11 protein-coding genes are annotated in these 15,133 nt (G+C 72.2%); all 11 read right to left on the bottom strand.

Annotation, left to right across the window (positions count from 1 at the left end; all coding sequences use genetic code 11):
* Position 1 precedes the first annotated feature (1 nt).
* Genes ACFYMU_RS16285 through asnB form a run of 11 tightly spaced genes read right to left on the bottom strand, consistent with a single transcriptional unit; the run spans position 2 to position 15,130 of the window.
* On the bottom strand, positions 2–1,276 hold the full coding sequence (locus ACFYMU_RS16285) for a DUF4910 domain-containing protein (protein WP_388373257.1): 1,275 nt from the start codon (positions 1,274–1,276) through the stop codon (positions 2–4).
* A complete protein-coding gene (locus ACFYMU_RS16280) occupies positions 1,273–2,298 on the bottom strand; it encodes an NAD-dependent epimerase/dehydratase family protein (protein ID WP_388373255.1) in 1,026 nt (341 codons plus the stop codon). The genes ACFYMU_RS16285 and ACFYMU_RS16280 overlap by 4 nt, the downstream gene beginning before the upstream one ends.
* Positions 2,299–2,301: 3 nt before the next feature.
* Positions 2,302–2,949 carry a PIG-L deacetylase family protein gene (locus ACFYMU_RS16275; protein WP_388373253.1) on the bottom strand — a complete coding sequence of 216 codons (648 nt, stop codon included), beginning with the start codon at positions 2,947–2,949 and terminating at the stop codon, positions 2,302–2,304.
* A complete protein-coding gene (locus tag ACFYMU_RS16270) occupies positions 2,946–3,776 on the bottom strand; it encodes a glucose-1-phosphate cytidylyltransferase (RefSeq protein WP_388373251.1) in 831 nt (276 codons plus the stop codon). The genes ACFYMU_RS16275 and ACFYMU_RS16270 overlap by 4 nt, the downstream gene beginning before the upstream one ends.
* On the bottom strand, positions 3,773–5,008 hold the full coding sequence (locus ACFYMU_RS16265) for a class I SAM-dependent methyltransferase (RefSeq protein ID WP_388373249.1): 1,236 nt from the start codon (positions 5,006–5,008) through the stop codon (positions 3,773–3,775). Before ACFYMU_RS16265 ends, ACFYMU_RS16270 begins: the two co-directional genes overlap by 4 nt.
* Positions 5,005–6,246 (bottom strand): glycosyltransferase, encoded by a 1,242-nt coding sequence (locus ACFYMU_RS16260; protein WP_388373247.1) that lies wholly within the window; start codon positions 6,244–6,246, stop codon positions 5,005–5,007. The genes ACFYMU_RS16265 and ACFYMU_RS16260 overlap by 4 nt, the downstream gene beginning before the upstream one ends.
* 2 nt (positions 6,247–6,248) lie before the next feature.
* On the bottom strand, positions 6,249–7,481 hold the full coding sequence (locus ACFYMU_RS16255) for an O-antigen ligase domain-containing protein (protein ID WP_388373245.1): 1,233 nt from the start codon (positions 7,479–7,481) through the stop codon (positions 6,249–6,251).
* Between the two features lies 1 nt (position 7,482).
* Positions 7,483–9,003, bottom strand: coding sequence for a right-handed parallel beta-helix repeat-containing protein (locus ACFYMU_RS16250; protein ID WP_388373243.1), 1,521 nt, complete (start codon positions 9,001–9,003; stop codon positions 7,483–7,485).
* A gap of 13 nt (positions 9,004–9,016) precedes the next feature.
* On the bottom strand, positions 9,017–10,963 hold the full coding sequence (locus ACFYMU_RS16245; protein WP_388373241.1) for an alginate lyase family protein: 1,947 nt from the start codon (positions 10,961–10,963) through the stop codon (positions 9,017–9,019).
* Positions 10,960–13,179: a bi-domain-containing oxidoreductase gene (locus ACFYMU_RS16240; RefSeq protein WP_388373239.1), complete on the bottom strand. Its 2,220-nt coding sequence runs from the start codon at positions 13,177–13,179 to the stop codon at positions 10,960–10,962. Before ACFYMU_RS16240 ends, ACFYMU_RS16245 begins: the two co-directional genes overlap by 4 nt.
* A gap of 25 nt (positions 13,180–13,204) precedes the next feature.
* Positions 13,205–15,130 (bottom strand): asparagine synthase (glutamine-hydrolyzing), encoded by a 1,926-nt coding sequence (asnB, locus tag ACFYMU_RS16235; protein ID WP_388373237.1) that lies wholly within the window; start codon positions 15,128–15,130, stop codon positions 13,205–13,207.
* Positions 15,131–15,133 lie beyond the last annotated feature (3 nt).

Below are 15,133 nucleotides of genomic sequence, written 5' to 3'. Positions count from 1 at the left end.
GTCATGCCTTGATCAGTTCCGCGCTGCACAGGGCGTCGGCCGCGGCGGCGACGGTGTCGAACGGCAGCCCGGACCGGTCGGCGACGTCCAGCAGACTGTGCTCGCCGTCGGCCAGGCTGAGCACCCAGAGCATGGCCATCTGGGCCTGCTTGGCGTCGCTGCGGCCGCCGAGCGAGTCGTACAGCCCGCGCCGGCCCAACTGCGGCTCGCCGTAGGGGCTGAGGTTGACGTACCGCCGGTTCCCGTCCAGCACGGCGAACGCCTCGCGGCACAGGGCGAGCGTGTCCGCCATCGCCTCCGGGGTGACGAAGTCCGGGTTGTCCGCCGAGGTGTGGTACTCGGGGTAGCCGGCGTACGGGGTCCGGCTGAGCGAGCCCACACCCAGATCGAACCCGGGGGAGCAGAACTGCCGCTCGTCATAGCCGTACGGAGTGAACTCGGTCACCCGGTGCGGGCGTTCGGAAGCGCGCAGCACGTGCCGCATCACCCGGTCGATCTCCGCGTCGCCGCGCCTGCTCTGCTTGTACGTCAGCCGGCCCGGATCGCCGGCGCAGGCCAGCACCAGCCCGTGCTTGACCCGGTCGATCCGCTCGGCGTTGCGGGCCAGCCAGGTGATCGCCCCGATGGTGCCGGGCGCGAACAGGAACCGGTAGGTGTGGTACGGCTTCCGCTCCGCCAGGGCCCGCGCCAGGAACGTCGCCACCGCGATGCCGGCCAGGTTGTCGTTGGCCAGCGACGGGTGGCAGACGTGGCAGGAGACGATGACCTCGTCCGCGACCTGCCCGGGGACGACGTGCTCGGCGTAGGTGAGGTGGCCGTCGGCGAGGGTGGAGTCGATGCGCACCTCGTAGTCGCCGTCCGGCAGCGCGTCCAGGGTCTCCTGTGCCAGGCAGAACCCCCACTCCGGCTTGTAGTAGCTGGTGCGGTACGGCACCCAGGCCGGGTGGTCCGGCAGGGTGTGCAGGTGTCCGCGCAGTTCGGCCAGCGGCATGGTCGCCGACACCGGCACGCTGTAGCCGAGCACGTGCAGGCTGGACGCGGCGAAGTCGACGACCCGGTTGCCGGCGGTGTCGGCGATGTACGCGTCCCGGATGTTCCACTCCTGCGGCACCGTCCAGTCGAGCACCTGGGTGCCGGTCGGCACCTCGTGCACCCGTAACGGGATGTACTCGTCGACGACGGCGAGGGTGGCGCGCACACCGTCGCCGGTGATGCTCCGGCACAGCGGGTACAACCGCTCCACCAGCGCGTGCATCTCCTCGCCGGCCGTGCTCATCCGCGCCACCGCAGGGTGTCGTCGACGGTGCCGGCCTCGGACGCCGCGCGCAGCACGGCGAGCCGGGTGAAGCGTCGCTCGAAGTCCTGCCGGGTCAGGCCGTGTTCGCGGTAGGCGTCGGCCAGTTCGAGCGCGCCCTGCTTCACCGTCCACGCGCAGTCGAAGCCGGGGATCGCCGTGCGGAACCGGGAGAAGTCCACCCGGTACGACCGCGGATCGGCGCCGTTCTCGCCGGTGATCACCACCTTCGCGCCGGACACCGCCTCGGCGACCTGCTCGGCGATCTCCGCGACCGTGACGTTGTTGATCTCGCTGCCGATGTTGAACGCCCGGTCGTGGACCGCCTCGCGCGGTGCGGTCAGCGCGGCCGCGAAGGCCCGTGCGATGTCGGCCGCGTGCACCAGCGGACGCCAGGGCGTGCCGTCGGAGAGCACAAGGACCTCGCCGGACAGGAGCGCGTGGCCCACCAGGTTGTTCAGCACGATGTCGGCACGCAGCCGGGGCGAGTGGCCGAAGGCGGTGGCGTTGCGCATGAACACCGGGCTGAAGTCGCCGTCGGCCAGCGCGTGCAGGTCGTCCTCCACCCGCACCTTGGATTCCGCGTACGGCGTCACCGGGCGCAGCGGGGCGTCCTCGGCGACCAGGTCGTCGCCGCCCGCGGCGCCGTAGACCGAGCACGTCGACGCGTACAGGAAGCGCCGCACCCCGGCGTCGCGGGCCAGTCGGGCCAGCCGCACGGACGCGTGGTGGTTGATGTCGTAGGTGAGTTCCGGCGCCAGCGACCCCAGCGGGTCGTTGGACAGCGCCGCCAGGTGGATCACGGCGTCCACCCCGGCCACGTGTTCGGCCGTGACGTCGCGCAGGTCCACCCGATGCCCCGGCGGGTCCAGGGGCCCGGGGCCGAGGACGCAGTCGGCGAACAGGCCCGCGTCGAGACCGACGACTTCGTGTCCGGCGGCCGCGAGGACCGGGGCCATCACGGTGCCCAGATAGCCCTGGTGTCCGGTCAGCAGTACGCGCAAGGTTCAATCCCCCAGATCGAGCGTGAGTTTGGTGACGGCGAACGCCTCGGCGTAGCGCGTGTTGCTTTCGATGCCGCGGATCCGCGCCAGCCCGAGGAAGGCTTCCCGGTCGTACCAGGACCGCTGCCGCTGCGAGGGGTAGTGCTCCTGCAGCAGCCGCACCTTCCGCTCGGCGATCTCCGGCGACAGCGGGTGGTAGGCCGCCGGACGGCCGAGATCGCCGTCCCACTTGACGATCTCGTAGCCGAGCACGAGGTGGTCGCGGAACGCGGTGGTCATCAGCTTCGCCAGACCGCGGTGATCCTGGTGCGCGTCGTCGGTGCGCGGGGCCAGCACGAGATCCGGCTCCGTGCCCGCGCGCAGCTCCTCGACCGCGGCCTTGGCCTCGTCCCAGTGCGCGGGCAGCCGTCCGTCCGGCAGCTTGTGCACGGTCAGCCGCAGGTCGGCGCCCGGGCAGAAGGCGGCGAGCGCGGCCCGCTCCTCCTGCTCACGCTCGCCGCCACCGCCGGAGAGCACCATGACGTCGACGCGGATGCCCGGACGCGCGAGGCACAGCGTCAGCAGCGTGCCGCCGGCACCGATGGCGATGTCGTCGCAGTGCGCGCCCACCGCGACGATCCGGTCCAGGTGCCGGGCCCCGAGCCGGATCACGCGGTCCCCGCCCCGGCGGTGGACCGGCTTCTGGGCACGCCCGCCTCCGCGCCGCCGTGTTCCCACACGGCCCACGGGCGATCGCCCCGGGCGTACGCGTCGTCGAGCGCGGCCCGCTCCTTCACGGTGTCGGTCGGTTTCCAGAAGCCGCGGTGCTGGTGCGCCACCAGCCGACCGCGCTTCGCCAGCTCGGCGCAACCGTCGGCGACCAGGTCCCCGTTCTCCGGGATGTGGTCGAAGACCTCCTGGCGGAGCACGAAGTAGCCGCCGTTCTCCCACAGCGGCAGTTCACTCACCGCGGCGATGCCCCCCACCAGGCCGTCCTCGCCCAGTTCCACGCAGTGGAACGAGGACTGCGGCGGCACCACCATCATCGACGCGCCGGCGTCACGCCGGGCGAAGTTGTCGATCATCTCCGGCAGCGGCGCATCGGTGAGCACGTCGGCGTAGTTGGCGAGGAACATCTCGTCGCCGTCCAGATGGTGGCGCACCCGGCGCAGCCGCTCCCCGATCGGTGACTCGATGCCGGTCTGCACGAACGTGATCGTCCAGGAGGCGATGTCGGTGGACAGCAGCTCGGTCCGCCCGCCCCGCAGCACGAAGTCGTTGGACGTCGTCTCCTCGTAGTTGAGGAAGAAGTCCTTGATGTGGTGGGACCCGTACCCGAGGCACAGGATGAACTCCGTGTGCCCGAAGTGCGCGTAGTAGCGCATGACGTGCCAGATCAGCGGCCGCGGGCCCACCATCGCCATCGGCTTGGGCACGTCGTCGGAGCTTCCGTTGCGCATCCGCATCCCGTAGCCGCCGCAGAACAGTACGACCTTCATGCCTTGACCTCGACAATGCTCAGTTCCGGAATGGGAAAGACCAGCCGGCCGCCCCAGTCGTGCACGAAGGACAGCTGCTCGACCAGCTCGGCCCGCAGGTTCCACGGCAGGACGAGGACGTAGTCCGGTCTGTCGGCGGCTATCCGCTCGGGCGGCAGGATCGGGATGCGGGTGCCCGGGGTGAACCTGCCGTGTTTGTAGGGGTTGCGGTCGACCGTGTAGGGCAGCAGGTCCGGCCGGATGCCGCAGTGGTTGAGCAGGGTGTTGCCCTTGCCCGGGGCGCCGTAGCCGACGACCGTCTCGCCGCGCTCGGCCGCCTCGATGAGGAAGCGCAGCAGGTCCCGGCGCACCTTGGCCACCCGCGCGGAGAACTCGGTGTACCCGGACAGCTCCTGCAGCCCGGCGGCCTTCTCCCGGTCCAGCACCCGGGCCACCTGCCCGCTCGGCTCGCCGGCCACCTCGGCCGGCCTGGCCCACAGCCGGACGGAGCCGCCGTGCGTGGGCAGCAACTCGACGTCCACGAGCGCGAGTCCGCCGCTCGCCAGCGCCCGGATCGCGGAGGCGACCGTGTAGTACTGGAAGTGCTCGTGGTAGATCGTGTCGTACTGGTTCTCCTCGATCAGGGACAACAGGTGCTGCACCTCGATGGAGACCCAGCCGTCGTCGGCGACCAGGGCGCGCAGCCCCCGGGTGAAGCCGACCACGTCGGGGATGTGCGCGTACACGTTGTTGGCCACGACCAGGTCCGCCGGACCGTGTTCGGCGCGGACGGCGGCGCCGGTGTCCGGGTCCAGGAACTCCGTGAGCGTGGGCACGCCCGCCTCCCGCGCCGCCGCACCGACGTTCACCGAGGGCTCGATGCCGAGGCAGCGGATCCCGCGGTCGACCACGTGCCTCAGCAGATACCCGTCGTTGCTCGCGACCTCGACCACGAAGGCGTCGGGGCCGAGACCCGCCTTCTGCACGGCGTCGCCGACGAACGTACGCGCGTGCTCCACCCAGGAGGTCGAGAAGGAGGAGAAGTAGGCGTACTCGCTGAACGTCTCCTCCGGCGTGATGAGCGGCGGGATCTGTGCGAGCCAGCAGTTGGTGCAGACCCGCAGGTGCAGCGGGTACGCCGGCTCCGGTCGATCCAGTTGGTCCGCGGCGAGAAAGCTCTCGCACGGCGGCGTCGCCCCGAGGTCGACGACGCTCGCCATCGCTTCCGAGCCGCAGAGTCGGCATCGTGTCATCCGCTGTCCCCATCCCCCCTGCCCGCGCGGATGTCCCCGCCACGAGCCAGTGCCGACCGCCCCGCGATCGCGGTGCGGTACCCCTCCAGCAGGCGCTCCAGCCCGACGGCCGGGCTGAAGCCCTGTTCGTACCGGCGCCGGGCTGCCCGGCCCATGTCCCGGTTGCGGTCCGGATCAGCCGCGATCCGGCGTAGGCAGGACACGAGCGAGCCGGGCTCTCCCGGCCGGTGCAGCAGCCCGGTCACCCCGTCCTCGACGAGTTCGACGAAGGCGCCGTGACCGGCGGCGACCGTCGGCACCCCCGCCGCCATCGCCTCCACGACCACCAGGCCGAACGCCTCCAGCCAGGTGGAGGGAGCCACCACGGCGACCGAGCGCGCGACGGCCTGCCGGCACTCCGCCGTGTCGTACAGGCCGGCGTACCGCACGTCGTCCCGGCCCGCCGCCCAGGCGGCCACCTCCCGCTCCAGCGGCCCCGTGCCCGCGACCACGAGCGGCACGCCCACACCGCCGCCGGCCGCGATCTCGTCCCACGCGGCCATGAGCAGCCGCACGCCCTTGGCCTCCGCGAGCCGGCCGAGATAGAGCAGATGCTCGCCGGGGCCCGCCCGCAGGACGCCCGGTTCGGGCACGAAGTTGTGCTTCACCCCCAGGCGCTCGGCCGGCATGCCGGCCCCCACCAGGACGTCGCGCTGCGCCGCGGAGATGCAGAAGAACCGCTCCACGCCGGTCCACCACCGCCGCCGGTTGACCGACATGCTGACCGCGAGCGGCACCGTCGCCAGCCGGGAGTTGCGGTAGCAGCCGTGCCGGACGGCGGGCAGCGGCGTCGCCCCGACGCACTCGGCGCACGGCCGGCCGTCTCGCTGCAGCGTGCCGGGCGGGCAGATCTGGGTGTAGTTGTGCAGGGTGGCGACGGCGGGGACGCCCGCGTCGGCACAGGCGGCCAGCACCGCCGGCGACAGGAGCGGGAAGACGTTGTGGACGTGCACCACCTCCGGCCGCTCGCTGCGGAGCCGGGCGGCGAGCTCTGCGCGGACCGCCGGGTTCCACGGCACCAGCAACGGCAGCGCGGCCTTGGCCGCCAGGGACCGGCCGGCGATGTCGTCGCTGCGCCGCTCGAACACCTCGACCCGGTGGCCGGCCTCACGCAGCAACGCCACCTCCTGGTCGACGACCTTGTTCTCCCCGCTCGGCTGCGCCGAGGCGTAGCGGTTGTGCACCACGAGGACGTGCATGCTCAGATCACCTCCGATCTCCTGGCCCATCGCGGGACGCGTCGTCGAGGGACTTCGGGCGCCGAGAGGGGAGCGGCCGCGGCGGGTGCCGCCAGCAGCGAGGCGGCCACGGTCAGATGCAGCAGGTACGGCGAGGCGTCGCCCAGCCCGGCCTCGGTGTACGACGCGATCGCGCAGTAGCTGATCAGGAAGATCGCGCAGGCCCTCGACAGCGACGGTGGCCGCAGCAACGCGACGGCGCCCAGCACGACGACGAACGCGGCCACCACCGCGACGCCGATCACACCCTGCTCGTTGTAGACGGCCAGCCAGCTGTTGTCGATCGGCAGCCCGTCGAACGACTTGTCGCCCAGGCCCGCGCCGAACAGGTGCTCCGTGGTCGTCCGGGGCGCTGCCAGCAGGGCGTGCCAGACCTTGGCCCTGCCGGTGAGAGTGGAGAAGTTCTCCTGGCTCTGTCCGCGCAGGAACCACGTCTGCAGTGCGGAGGCGAACCCCACCGCGGCCACCGCGCCGATCACCACCGCCCAGGTGAAGAACCGGCGGGCGGCCGCGCTGGTCAGGACGAGCGAGCCGATCGCCAGTGCCAGCCCGATGAGCAGGCCGAGCGTGGCCGTGCGCGTATGGGTCAGGGCGAGCAGGACGAGCGACGGCACGATGACCACGGCCGCGCCGGCCCTGTCGGTCCGGCGGCCCACGAGGAGCAGCACGGTGAGCCCGGTGATCACCGCGGCGTACTGTCCGATCTGCGGCGGGGTGAGCGGCCACAACGCCCCGACCAGGCGCCCGCCGTAGAGGTCGGGCAGGGCCGCGCCCGGTGAGGCGACCAGGCCGGCGGCCACCGTCCCGAGCACCGCCAGGTACATCCGGATGTGGTGCCGGACGAACGTCGGGCCGCCGTCCCACCAGCGGCTGAGCAGCCACAGCGTGCCGACGAAGAGAGCCAGCCGGAAGCAGCGGAACAGCGCGCCGAACCCGGATTCCAGGTGCACGCTGGAGATCACGCTCGACACCAGCAGCAGGGTCAGCAGGAGCAGGAAGGCGCTGGACCGGATGCGCAGGCGTGGGTTGACCGCCAGGGCCAGCGCGAACGCGGTGGCCAGCGCGCCCATGGTGACCATCTGGATGAGGGAGCGGGGCAGCGGGACGATGGTCTTCGCCCCGGCGGAGCCGAGGGTGTTGAGGACCAGCAGCCCCCAGACGGTCCCGACGATCTTCGGCGTGTGGTCCGCGCTCATCTCAACCACCGTCCTGGGCGCGGAAGGTGCTGCCCGCGTCCTGCCGGTACGGCACGGCCTGCCACTGCCCGGGGTCGAGTATCCGGCTCGGGTCGTGGGCGACGAATCTCCACGGTCCGACGTAGACGTTGTCGTGCCAGCGGTTGTGCTGCTTGAGGGTGATCGCCTCGGCCACCCGGTCGCCCTGGTACGGCGACCAGTCCGGGTAGGTGCCGTAGTTGGCCAGCACCGCCATGCGGTCGCACTTCACCGTGCAGTCGACGACGGACTTGTCCAGCACGAAGCGGTTGTCGTGGATGTCCACCCGCTGGGTCTTCCAGCGGCAGTCGGCGTAGAGCGGTGCGTCGGCGATCGCCGGCTGTGCGCAGCGGTCCGCCTTCTTCACCAGCAACGTGCAGTCACCGGACGAGGTGTTGGCAGGACTGTTGCAGAACCGGTCGGCGTTCTCCCACAGGGTGATCCCGGACCAGTTGTTCTCCAGCAGGTTCCCGTAGATCCCGATCTCGTCCGTGCGGGCCCGTACCCGTGGTTCGCCGCCGGACTCGGACAGATAGACGGTCGCGAACGGGAAGCTGTCGCCGCGGTCGGCGTACCTGCGGCCCTCGACCCAGTTGTTCCGCCGGATCGTGTTCCTGCGGATGATCGCGTTGTAGCTGGTCTCGTAGATCAGCGCGGCGCCGTCGTTCGCCTCGAGCACGTTGTCCTCGATGAGGAAGTCATTGTTGTCGGTGTCCGCCCACAACCCGGTTCCACGGTTGTCGTGCACCCAGTTGCCGCGTACGTCGGCGCCGTCGACGGCCCAGAACTTGACGCCACCGGTGCAGCCGCAGCCCGGCCGCCGCCGTTCCCAGTCGTCCGTGTTGTTGCCCACGATCTCGTTGCCCTCGAGCACCAGACCGCTGATACGGCCGGTGGCCTTGTACGCGTTCACGCCGTACTGACCGTTGTCGCGCAGGCAGTCGGCGCGGATCCGCTGGCGCGCACCGGCCATCAGCCCGGCACCCGAGTTGTTCCGGATCGTCGTGTGCTCGATCGACCACCCGTCGGCCGAGTCGTGGTTGACCACGCCCTCGTCGCGCGGGGCGACGAAACCCTGCACGGTCAGGTAGCGGATGGAGACGTCGGGGGCGGTGCCCCCGAACGCGTACTGGTTGGTCCTGCGGCCGTCGAGCACGGCACCCGGCGCACCGAGGTAGACATCCCCCTTCTTGGGGACGACCTGGGCGTAGCGGTCCGCTTCGAGCCGGTGCCTGCCCGGTCGGAGCCAGAACGTGGTGTTCGGTGGGCTGTTCCTGGTCTTCGCGGCCAGGTCACCGGTCACCGCGGGATCGACCGTCACCGCGCCCGCAGGCGCCTCGGCCGGCCCGGACCCGGGCTCGGCGCACACCCGGGCCACGGGCGTGGACCGCGCGGCGGTCGGCTTCGGCCCCGGGGCCGGCGTGCTCTCGCAGCCGGTCGCCGTCGACAGGGCGAGTGCCAGCAGTGCCGCCGGTGACGCCCAGCGCCGCCACTTGATCCCCAAGCGTCCTTCCTCCCTAGCCGTGGAACGTGAGTACGGTGGTGAACCCCCGCCTGCCATCGGTGACGCCGGTCCCGACCAGCGTTGTGGCGGGTTCCTTGCGCCCGAAGCCGGCGGAGTACCAGCCCAGGGGCGGGTCGCTCTCGCCGCGATGCGCCCGCCAGCTCAGCTGCCCGGGCAGGTCGAGCCGCGCGGAGCGGTCCTCGCCGTTCCGCGTCCAGGTGAGCTGGGCCCGGTTCCCCACCAGGTCCGCGGCGATCGACGGACCGAGGTGGAACGCCAGGTGCACGGCCCGGCTGGGGCCGCGCACCTCGTCGACCACCCTCAGCTCCCGGCCGGCTGCCGTCAGCTCCACCCGGCGGCGGTGCACGGAGCGCCGGTAGCCGTCGTGCTCGGCGCACCAGCGGGCGACGCCCCGGTCGGAGGTGTCCGCGACCAGCACGCGGCTGCGGGCGTGCCGAATCCACAGGAACGGCCCGCCGGAGAGGGACTGGTCACCGTCGCCCAGCCGCAGGGTGTTGTGGCCGAGCGTCGACCGGAAGTACTGCCGCCATTCGGGCTGCCCGTGGTAGCAGAACGTCCCCGGGTCGGCGAGCACGTCGACCCCGTCGTGCCGGACCTCCACGGACAGCGCGTCGGCGTGCGCATGCGCGGCGATGGAGAGGAATCCGTGCGGACCGCCGTCGCAGCGGCACCAGATCTCCCCGGGACCACGCAGGATGGTCATCCCCGCGTCGGCGAAATGGGCCGGCCGGGCCGCCGGGCGGGACACGGCCGGGGCAGCGCCCGTCCGGATGAGCGCGGCCAGCAGCGGGGTGCGCACATCGGTGCCGGTCACCGCCGGCCACCAGGCGAGCCGGCCGAACACGGCGTCCCCGGTGGCCAGCAGCGAACCCCAGCGGTCGGTGCCCGCGCCGTCCACGACCAGACCGTGCCCGTCGTCCGCGTCCCCCTGGCGCGGCGGCCGCAGCCGGCTGTCCACGACGGCCGCGAGCGCGTCGGTCATCCGCAGCAGCACCAGCCGGGCCGTCGCGGGGACCGGCACACCGGCGGCATCCGCCTCGGCCACCGCGGCCAGGCCGAGCTCCAGCACCAGTCCGTGATACTCGGTGGCCAGCTCGCGGTTGAGGCCGGAGCCGAAGGTGTTGCCGCGCAGATGCCGCTCCAGCGACCGCAGCGCGTCGGCCCGCCAACGCGCCGAGGAGGGGAACCACCCGAACGCGCAGGCCGCGGCCAACTGCCCGGCGGCCTCGGCGATGACGTGGTTGTTCGCCGAAGACCCCCGGCTGGGGAAGGCCGCCAGCCAGCGCTGGTGGTGCCAGATCTGGTGGAGCGCCACCGGGTTGTCCTCGAACAGCCCCGCCGCGCCCGGCCAGCCGTCGAGCAGCCGGCGTATCCACACCCAGGACAGCAGCCGGATCCCCAACTCGATGCCGCTGGTCCAGTGCACTCCGCACAGGGGCGCGTTGGCCGCCCACCACGACCGCAGGTGCGCGGCGACCCGCTCGGCGTACCGCTCGTCCCCGGTGATCGCGTAGGCCGCGGCGAGCACGGTGAGGTACTGGTGCCGGGACAGTTCCCAGATCTGCTTGATGTCCCCGACCGCGTCCTCGTTCCGGTAGGGCACGTCGAAGGCGTAGCCCCACGGAGCCCGGCGCCCGGTCTTCGGGTCGTACCACCAGTCAGGGTCGGCCAGGTCGTCGCGGACCACCCCGAAGTACTCGACGTGTCCGGCCATCAGCCGGTCCGCCTCGGCGACGAGACGTTTCGCGGCGTCCGGTGGCACCCCGTCGACCGTCCCCGCGGGCAGTGTCGCCGTGAACCGGGCGCCGGTCACGCTCGGGCGGTCGGGCCGGGCCGACCGCCACCGGCGCCTGCGCACCGCGTCGCCCGCCCGGCCGCCGATCTCCCGCGGTCCCATCCGGGACAGCCGCCGCAGGTACCAGCCCGCGCTCATGGTCATCGGGTCCTCGCCAACGTCACCGGCGCCCCGCCGGCCAGGCCGGCCTGCACGGCGAGGGTGGCCGCCGTGGTGGAGACCAGCGACTCCAGCGGCACCGGCATCGGACCGCCGGTCCGCACGGCCTTGACGAAAGCGGCCAGTTCGGCGGACTGGCCCTTGTCCCGGGCCTTGGGCAGCCGCGAACTGATCCACCGCTTGCGGCGGCCATCGTGAACGGAGGCACGGACGAAGTCGTCGAGCCGCAGCACCTTGCCGTCCGCGACCAGGTCCAGCGTCTCCTTGGGGAAGCCGGGCGCGCCGGTGGTGACATAGCTGATGGTGGCGGTGGACCCGTCCGGGTAGCTCAGGACGACCTGCAGATCCTCGTTGCCGGAGGTGGCGACCGCGTACGCCGAGACCGGATCGGCGTCGAGCAGCCAGCTCGCCGTGTCGATGAAGTGTCCGCCCTCGCCGGCGAACCGCGAGCCCTCGGTGCCCTGCTGGAGGTACCAGCTGCCGTGCGCCAGCCGGCCCGCGTTGACCAGGTAGCGCAGGCTCGCCGGGCCGGTCCTGGCGCCGAACCGCCTCTTGGCCTCCTGCAGCAGCGGCGCGAATCGGCGGTTGAAGCCCACCTGCAGCCGGTCGTTGCCGGACTCCTCCACCGCCGCGAGCACGCCGGCCAGTTCGTCCTCGGTGAGCGCCAACGGCTTCTCCACGAACACCGTCTTGCCGGCCAGCAGCGCCTGTCGGGTCAGTTCGGCGTGCGAGCTGTGCCGGGTGACCACGAACACCGCGTCGACGGACTTGTCGCCGAGCACGGCGTCGAGGTCGGTGGTCGCCTCGGCGAACCCGAACTTCCGCTGCGCGTTGGCCGCGGACAGCGCCGTCGTGGTGACGACCGTCGACAGCTCGACGCCGTCACGCCGCGCCAGGTGGGGCAGCAGCATCGACGTCGCGTAGTTTCCCGCGCCGACGAAGGCCAGCCGCACCGGCCTTCCGGCGGTCCGGCCCGCGGCGGTCGTTCCGCCGCCGGGCCGCTTCACCGCGGGCACGGCCACCGCCGGGGCCTGCGCCTCGGCAGCGTGCCCGGGGTACCGGAACAGTACGGCCACGGCCTTCAGGCCGCCGTCCTTCAGGCCGCCGTCCTTCAGGCCGCCGTCCTTCAGGCTCCGGTACGTCTCGACGGCGTCGCCGAAGTCCGCGACGTGGGAGACCAGGGGCTCCACGTCGACGCTGCCGCGGGCGACGAGATCGAGGAAGCAGGCCAGATTGCGGCGCTCGGTCCAGCGCACGTAGCCGATCGGGTAGTCCCGCCCCTCGAGCTCGTACTCCGGGTCGTAGCGCCCGGGGCCGTAACTGCGCGAGAAGCGGACGTCGAGCTCCTTCTCGTAGTACGCGTTCCACGGCAGGTCCAGACGGCACTTGCCGATGTCGACGACCCGGCCACGGTCCCGGCTCAGCCGCGCGGCCAGTTCCACCGGCTGGTTGCTGCCGCCGCCGGCCGCCAGATACACCTGGTCCACGCCGTGACCGCCGGTCAGTTCGGCGACCGTGGATTCCACGGTCGCGGAGGCGGGATCGCCGCAGGCGGCGGCGCCCAGACGCGCGGCCAGCTCGCAGCGCACCGGGTCGGGGTCGACCCCGACGACGCGAACTCCCGAGGCGGCGAGGAGCTGCACCACCAGCTGCCCGATCAACCCGAGGCCGATGACCAGCGCCACTTCGCCGAGCCGCGACTCGCCCTGACGGACGCCCTGCAACGCGATCGACCCGACGGTGCCGAAGGCCGCGTGCCGCGGGGCGAGACCGTCCGGCACCGGGGCGTAGAGGTTCCTCGGCACCCAGTTCAACTCGGCGTGCAGCGCGTGCTCGTTGCCGGCGCAGGCCACGAGGTCACCGACCGCCACGTCGTCGATGCCGGCGCCGACCTGCTCGACGGTCCCGCACAGCGAGTAGCCCAGCGGCGTGTAGGAGTCCAGCTTGCCCATCACCTTGCGGTAGGTGGCGGGCACCCCGTTGGTGGCCACGCTCTGCACGACCTTGGCCACCTGGTCCGGCCGGGAGCGGGCCTTGCCCAGCATCGACATGCCGGCCTCGGACACCTTCATGAGCTCGGTCCCGGTGGATATCAGCGAGTAGGCGCTCCGGACCAGCACACCGCCCGGCTTGCACCTCGGCACCGGCACGTCGAGCAGCGCCAGCTCGCCGCTCTTGTAGTTCTGCACGACCTGTTTCACCCGAAGTCCTCTTGTCTCTACGCCGTCAGGGAGCGTTCCGGCCGGACCCGGAGGCCGAACCGCGATACCAGTACTCGAGGGTCAGCACATGCCACAGATGCTTGGAGAAGTCCCGCTGCCCGGCGGCGTCCTCGGCGACCATGCGCGTCAGCGCGTCGCGGCGCAGGATCCCCGAACCGACGAGCACGCCGTCGTGCACGACCTCGCGCACCAGCGGTGCCAGATCCCGGCTCATCCAGGCGCGCAGCGGGGCGCTGAACAGGCCCTTGGGCCGGTACACGATCTCCCGGGGCAGGACCGTGGCGGCCGCCTCCTTGAGGACGGCCTTGCCCTGCCGCCCGACGATCTTGCGATCGCCCGGCACGGCGAACGCCGCCTTGACCACCTCGACGTCCACGTACGGCACCCGCACCTCGGTCGACGCGGCCATGCTCGACCGGTCCGTGTACGTGAGGTTCAGGCCCGGCAGGAACATCCGGGCGTCGCCCAGGCACATGCGGTTGACGAAGTCGTCGAGGTCGTTGTCCTGGTAGATGTCCGCATGCTCGGTCAGCACGTCCTCGACCGCCGGGGCCAGGTCAGGATCGACGAGGGCGAGCAGCTCGTCCCGGTCGTACATGGTGTAGCTGCGCCGGAACGCGGTCTCCTCCGGCAGATCGGCGAACGACAGGAACCGCTTCGCGAAGCGCACCGACCGGTAGCCCCGGCGGGCCGTGGCCACCGGCAGCCGGTCCACGGCCCTGGACAGGCCGCGCCGCAGGGGCCGCGGGACGCGCTGGTAGCGCAGCGCGATCAGGTTGGCCAGGTGCTTGCGGTAACCGGCGAACAGCTCGTCGGCACCCATCCCCGAGAGCATCACCTTGACCCCGGCCTCCCGGGCGGCCGAGCAGATCAGGAACGTGTTGATCGCGGCGGGGTCGCCGATCGGCTCGTCCAGGTGGTACGTCATCCGCGGCAGCAGGTCGAGCACGTTCGGAGCGATCTCGATCTCGTGCAGGTCGACGCCGAACCGCTCGGCCACCCGCCGGGCATGGCGCAGGTCGTCCGGCATCGCCTCGAACCTGGCGTCCTCGGCGCGGAACCCGATCGTGTAGGCGGAGATCCCGGGCCGGTCGCGGGCCGCCAGCGCGGTCAGATAGCTGGAGTCCAGCCCGCCGGAGAGGAAGGCCGCCACGGGCACGTCGGAGAGCAGGTGGCGCCGGGTCGACTCCTCGACGACGGCGGCGACATCCGGCTGCTCGCCGGCCCGGGCCCGCTCCTGGGCCTCGGCGGCCACATCCCGGAGATGCCAGAACCGGCCGCGCTCCACCCGGCCGTCCGGCCGGCACCGGAGCCAGCTCCCCGGCGGCAGCTTCTCCGCTTCGCGGAACGCGCACCGTGAGTCCGGCACCCAGTAGTACAGCAGCGACGCCACCAGCGCCGCGTGGTCCACCTGCAGCGACCCGCCGGTCACGGCGGCGAGCGCCTTGAGCTCGGAGGCGAACACCAGGCCCTCGCCGCGCCGGAGCAGGAACAGCGGCTTGATGCCGAGCTGGTCGCGGGCGAGCACCAGCTCACCGGTTCGCTCGTCGAAGATCCCGAACGCGAACATGCCGCGCAGCCGGGGCAGGCAGTCCGTGCCCCAGCGCCGCCACGCCTCCAGCAGCACCTCGGTGTCGGAGGTGCCGCGAAAGCGCACCCCGGCGGCTGCCAGCTCGGCACGCAGCTCGGGCGCGTTGTACAGCTCGCCGTTGTACGTCAGGACGAGGCCGCCCGAGGCCATCGGCTGGGCGCCGGTCTCGGACAGGTCGATGATGGCCAGCCGGCGGTGCCCGAGGTGCACTTCACCGTCACCGGCGGGGTGGCTGTACCGGCCCGCTCCGTCCGGACCGCGGTGGGCGAGGGTTTCGGTGAGCCGGTCGGCCACGGCCTTCCCGTCCGGCCACCGGTAAGCGCCTGCGATGCCGCACATGTT

Source organism: Streptomyces sp. NPDC007264 (assembly GCF_042869095.1).
In the GTDB taxonomy this organism is placed as follows: Bacteria; Actinomycetota; Actinomycetes; order Streptomycetales; family Streptomycetaceae; genus Streptomyces.
Note: the sequence above shows the minus strand (reverse complement) of the source record. Positions and strands in the feature narration are given on the sequence as shown.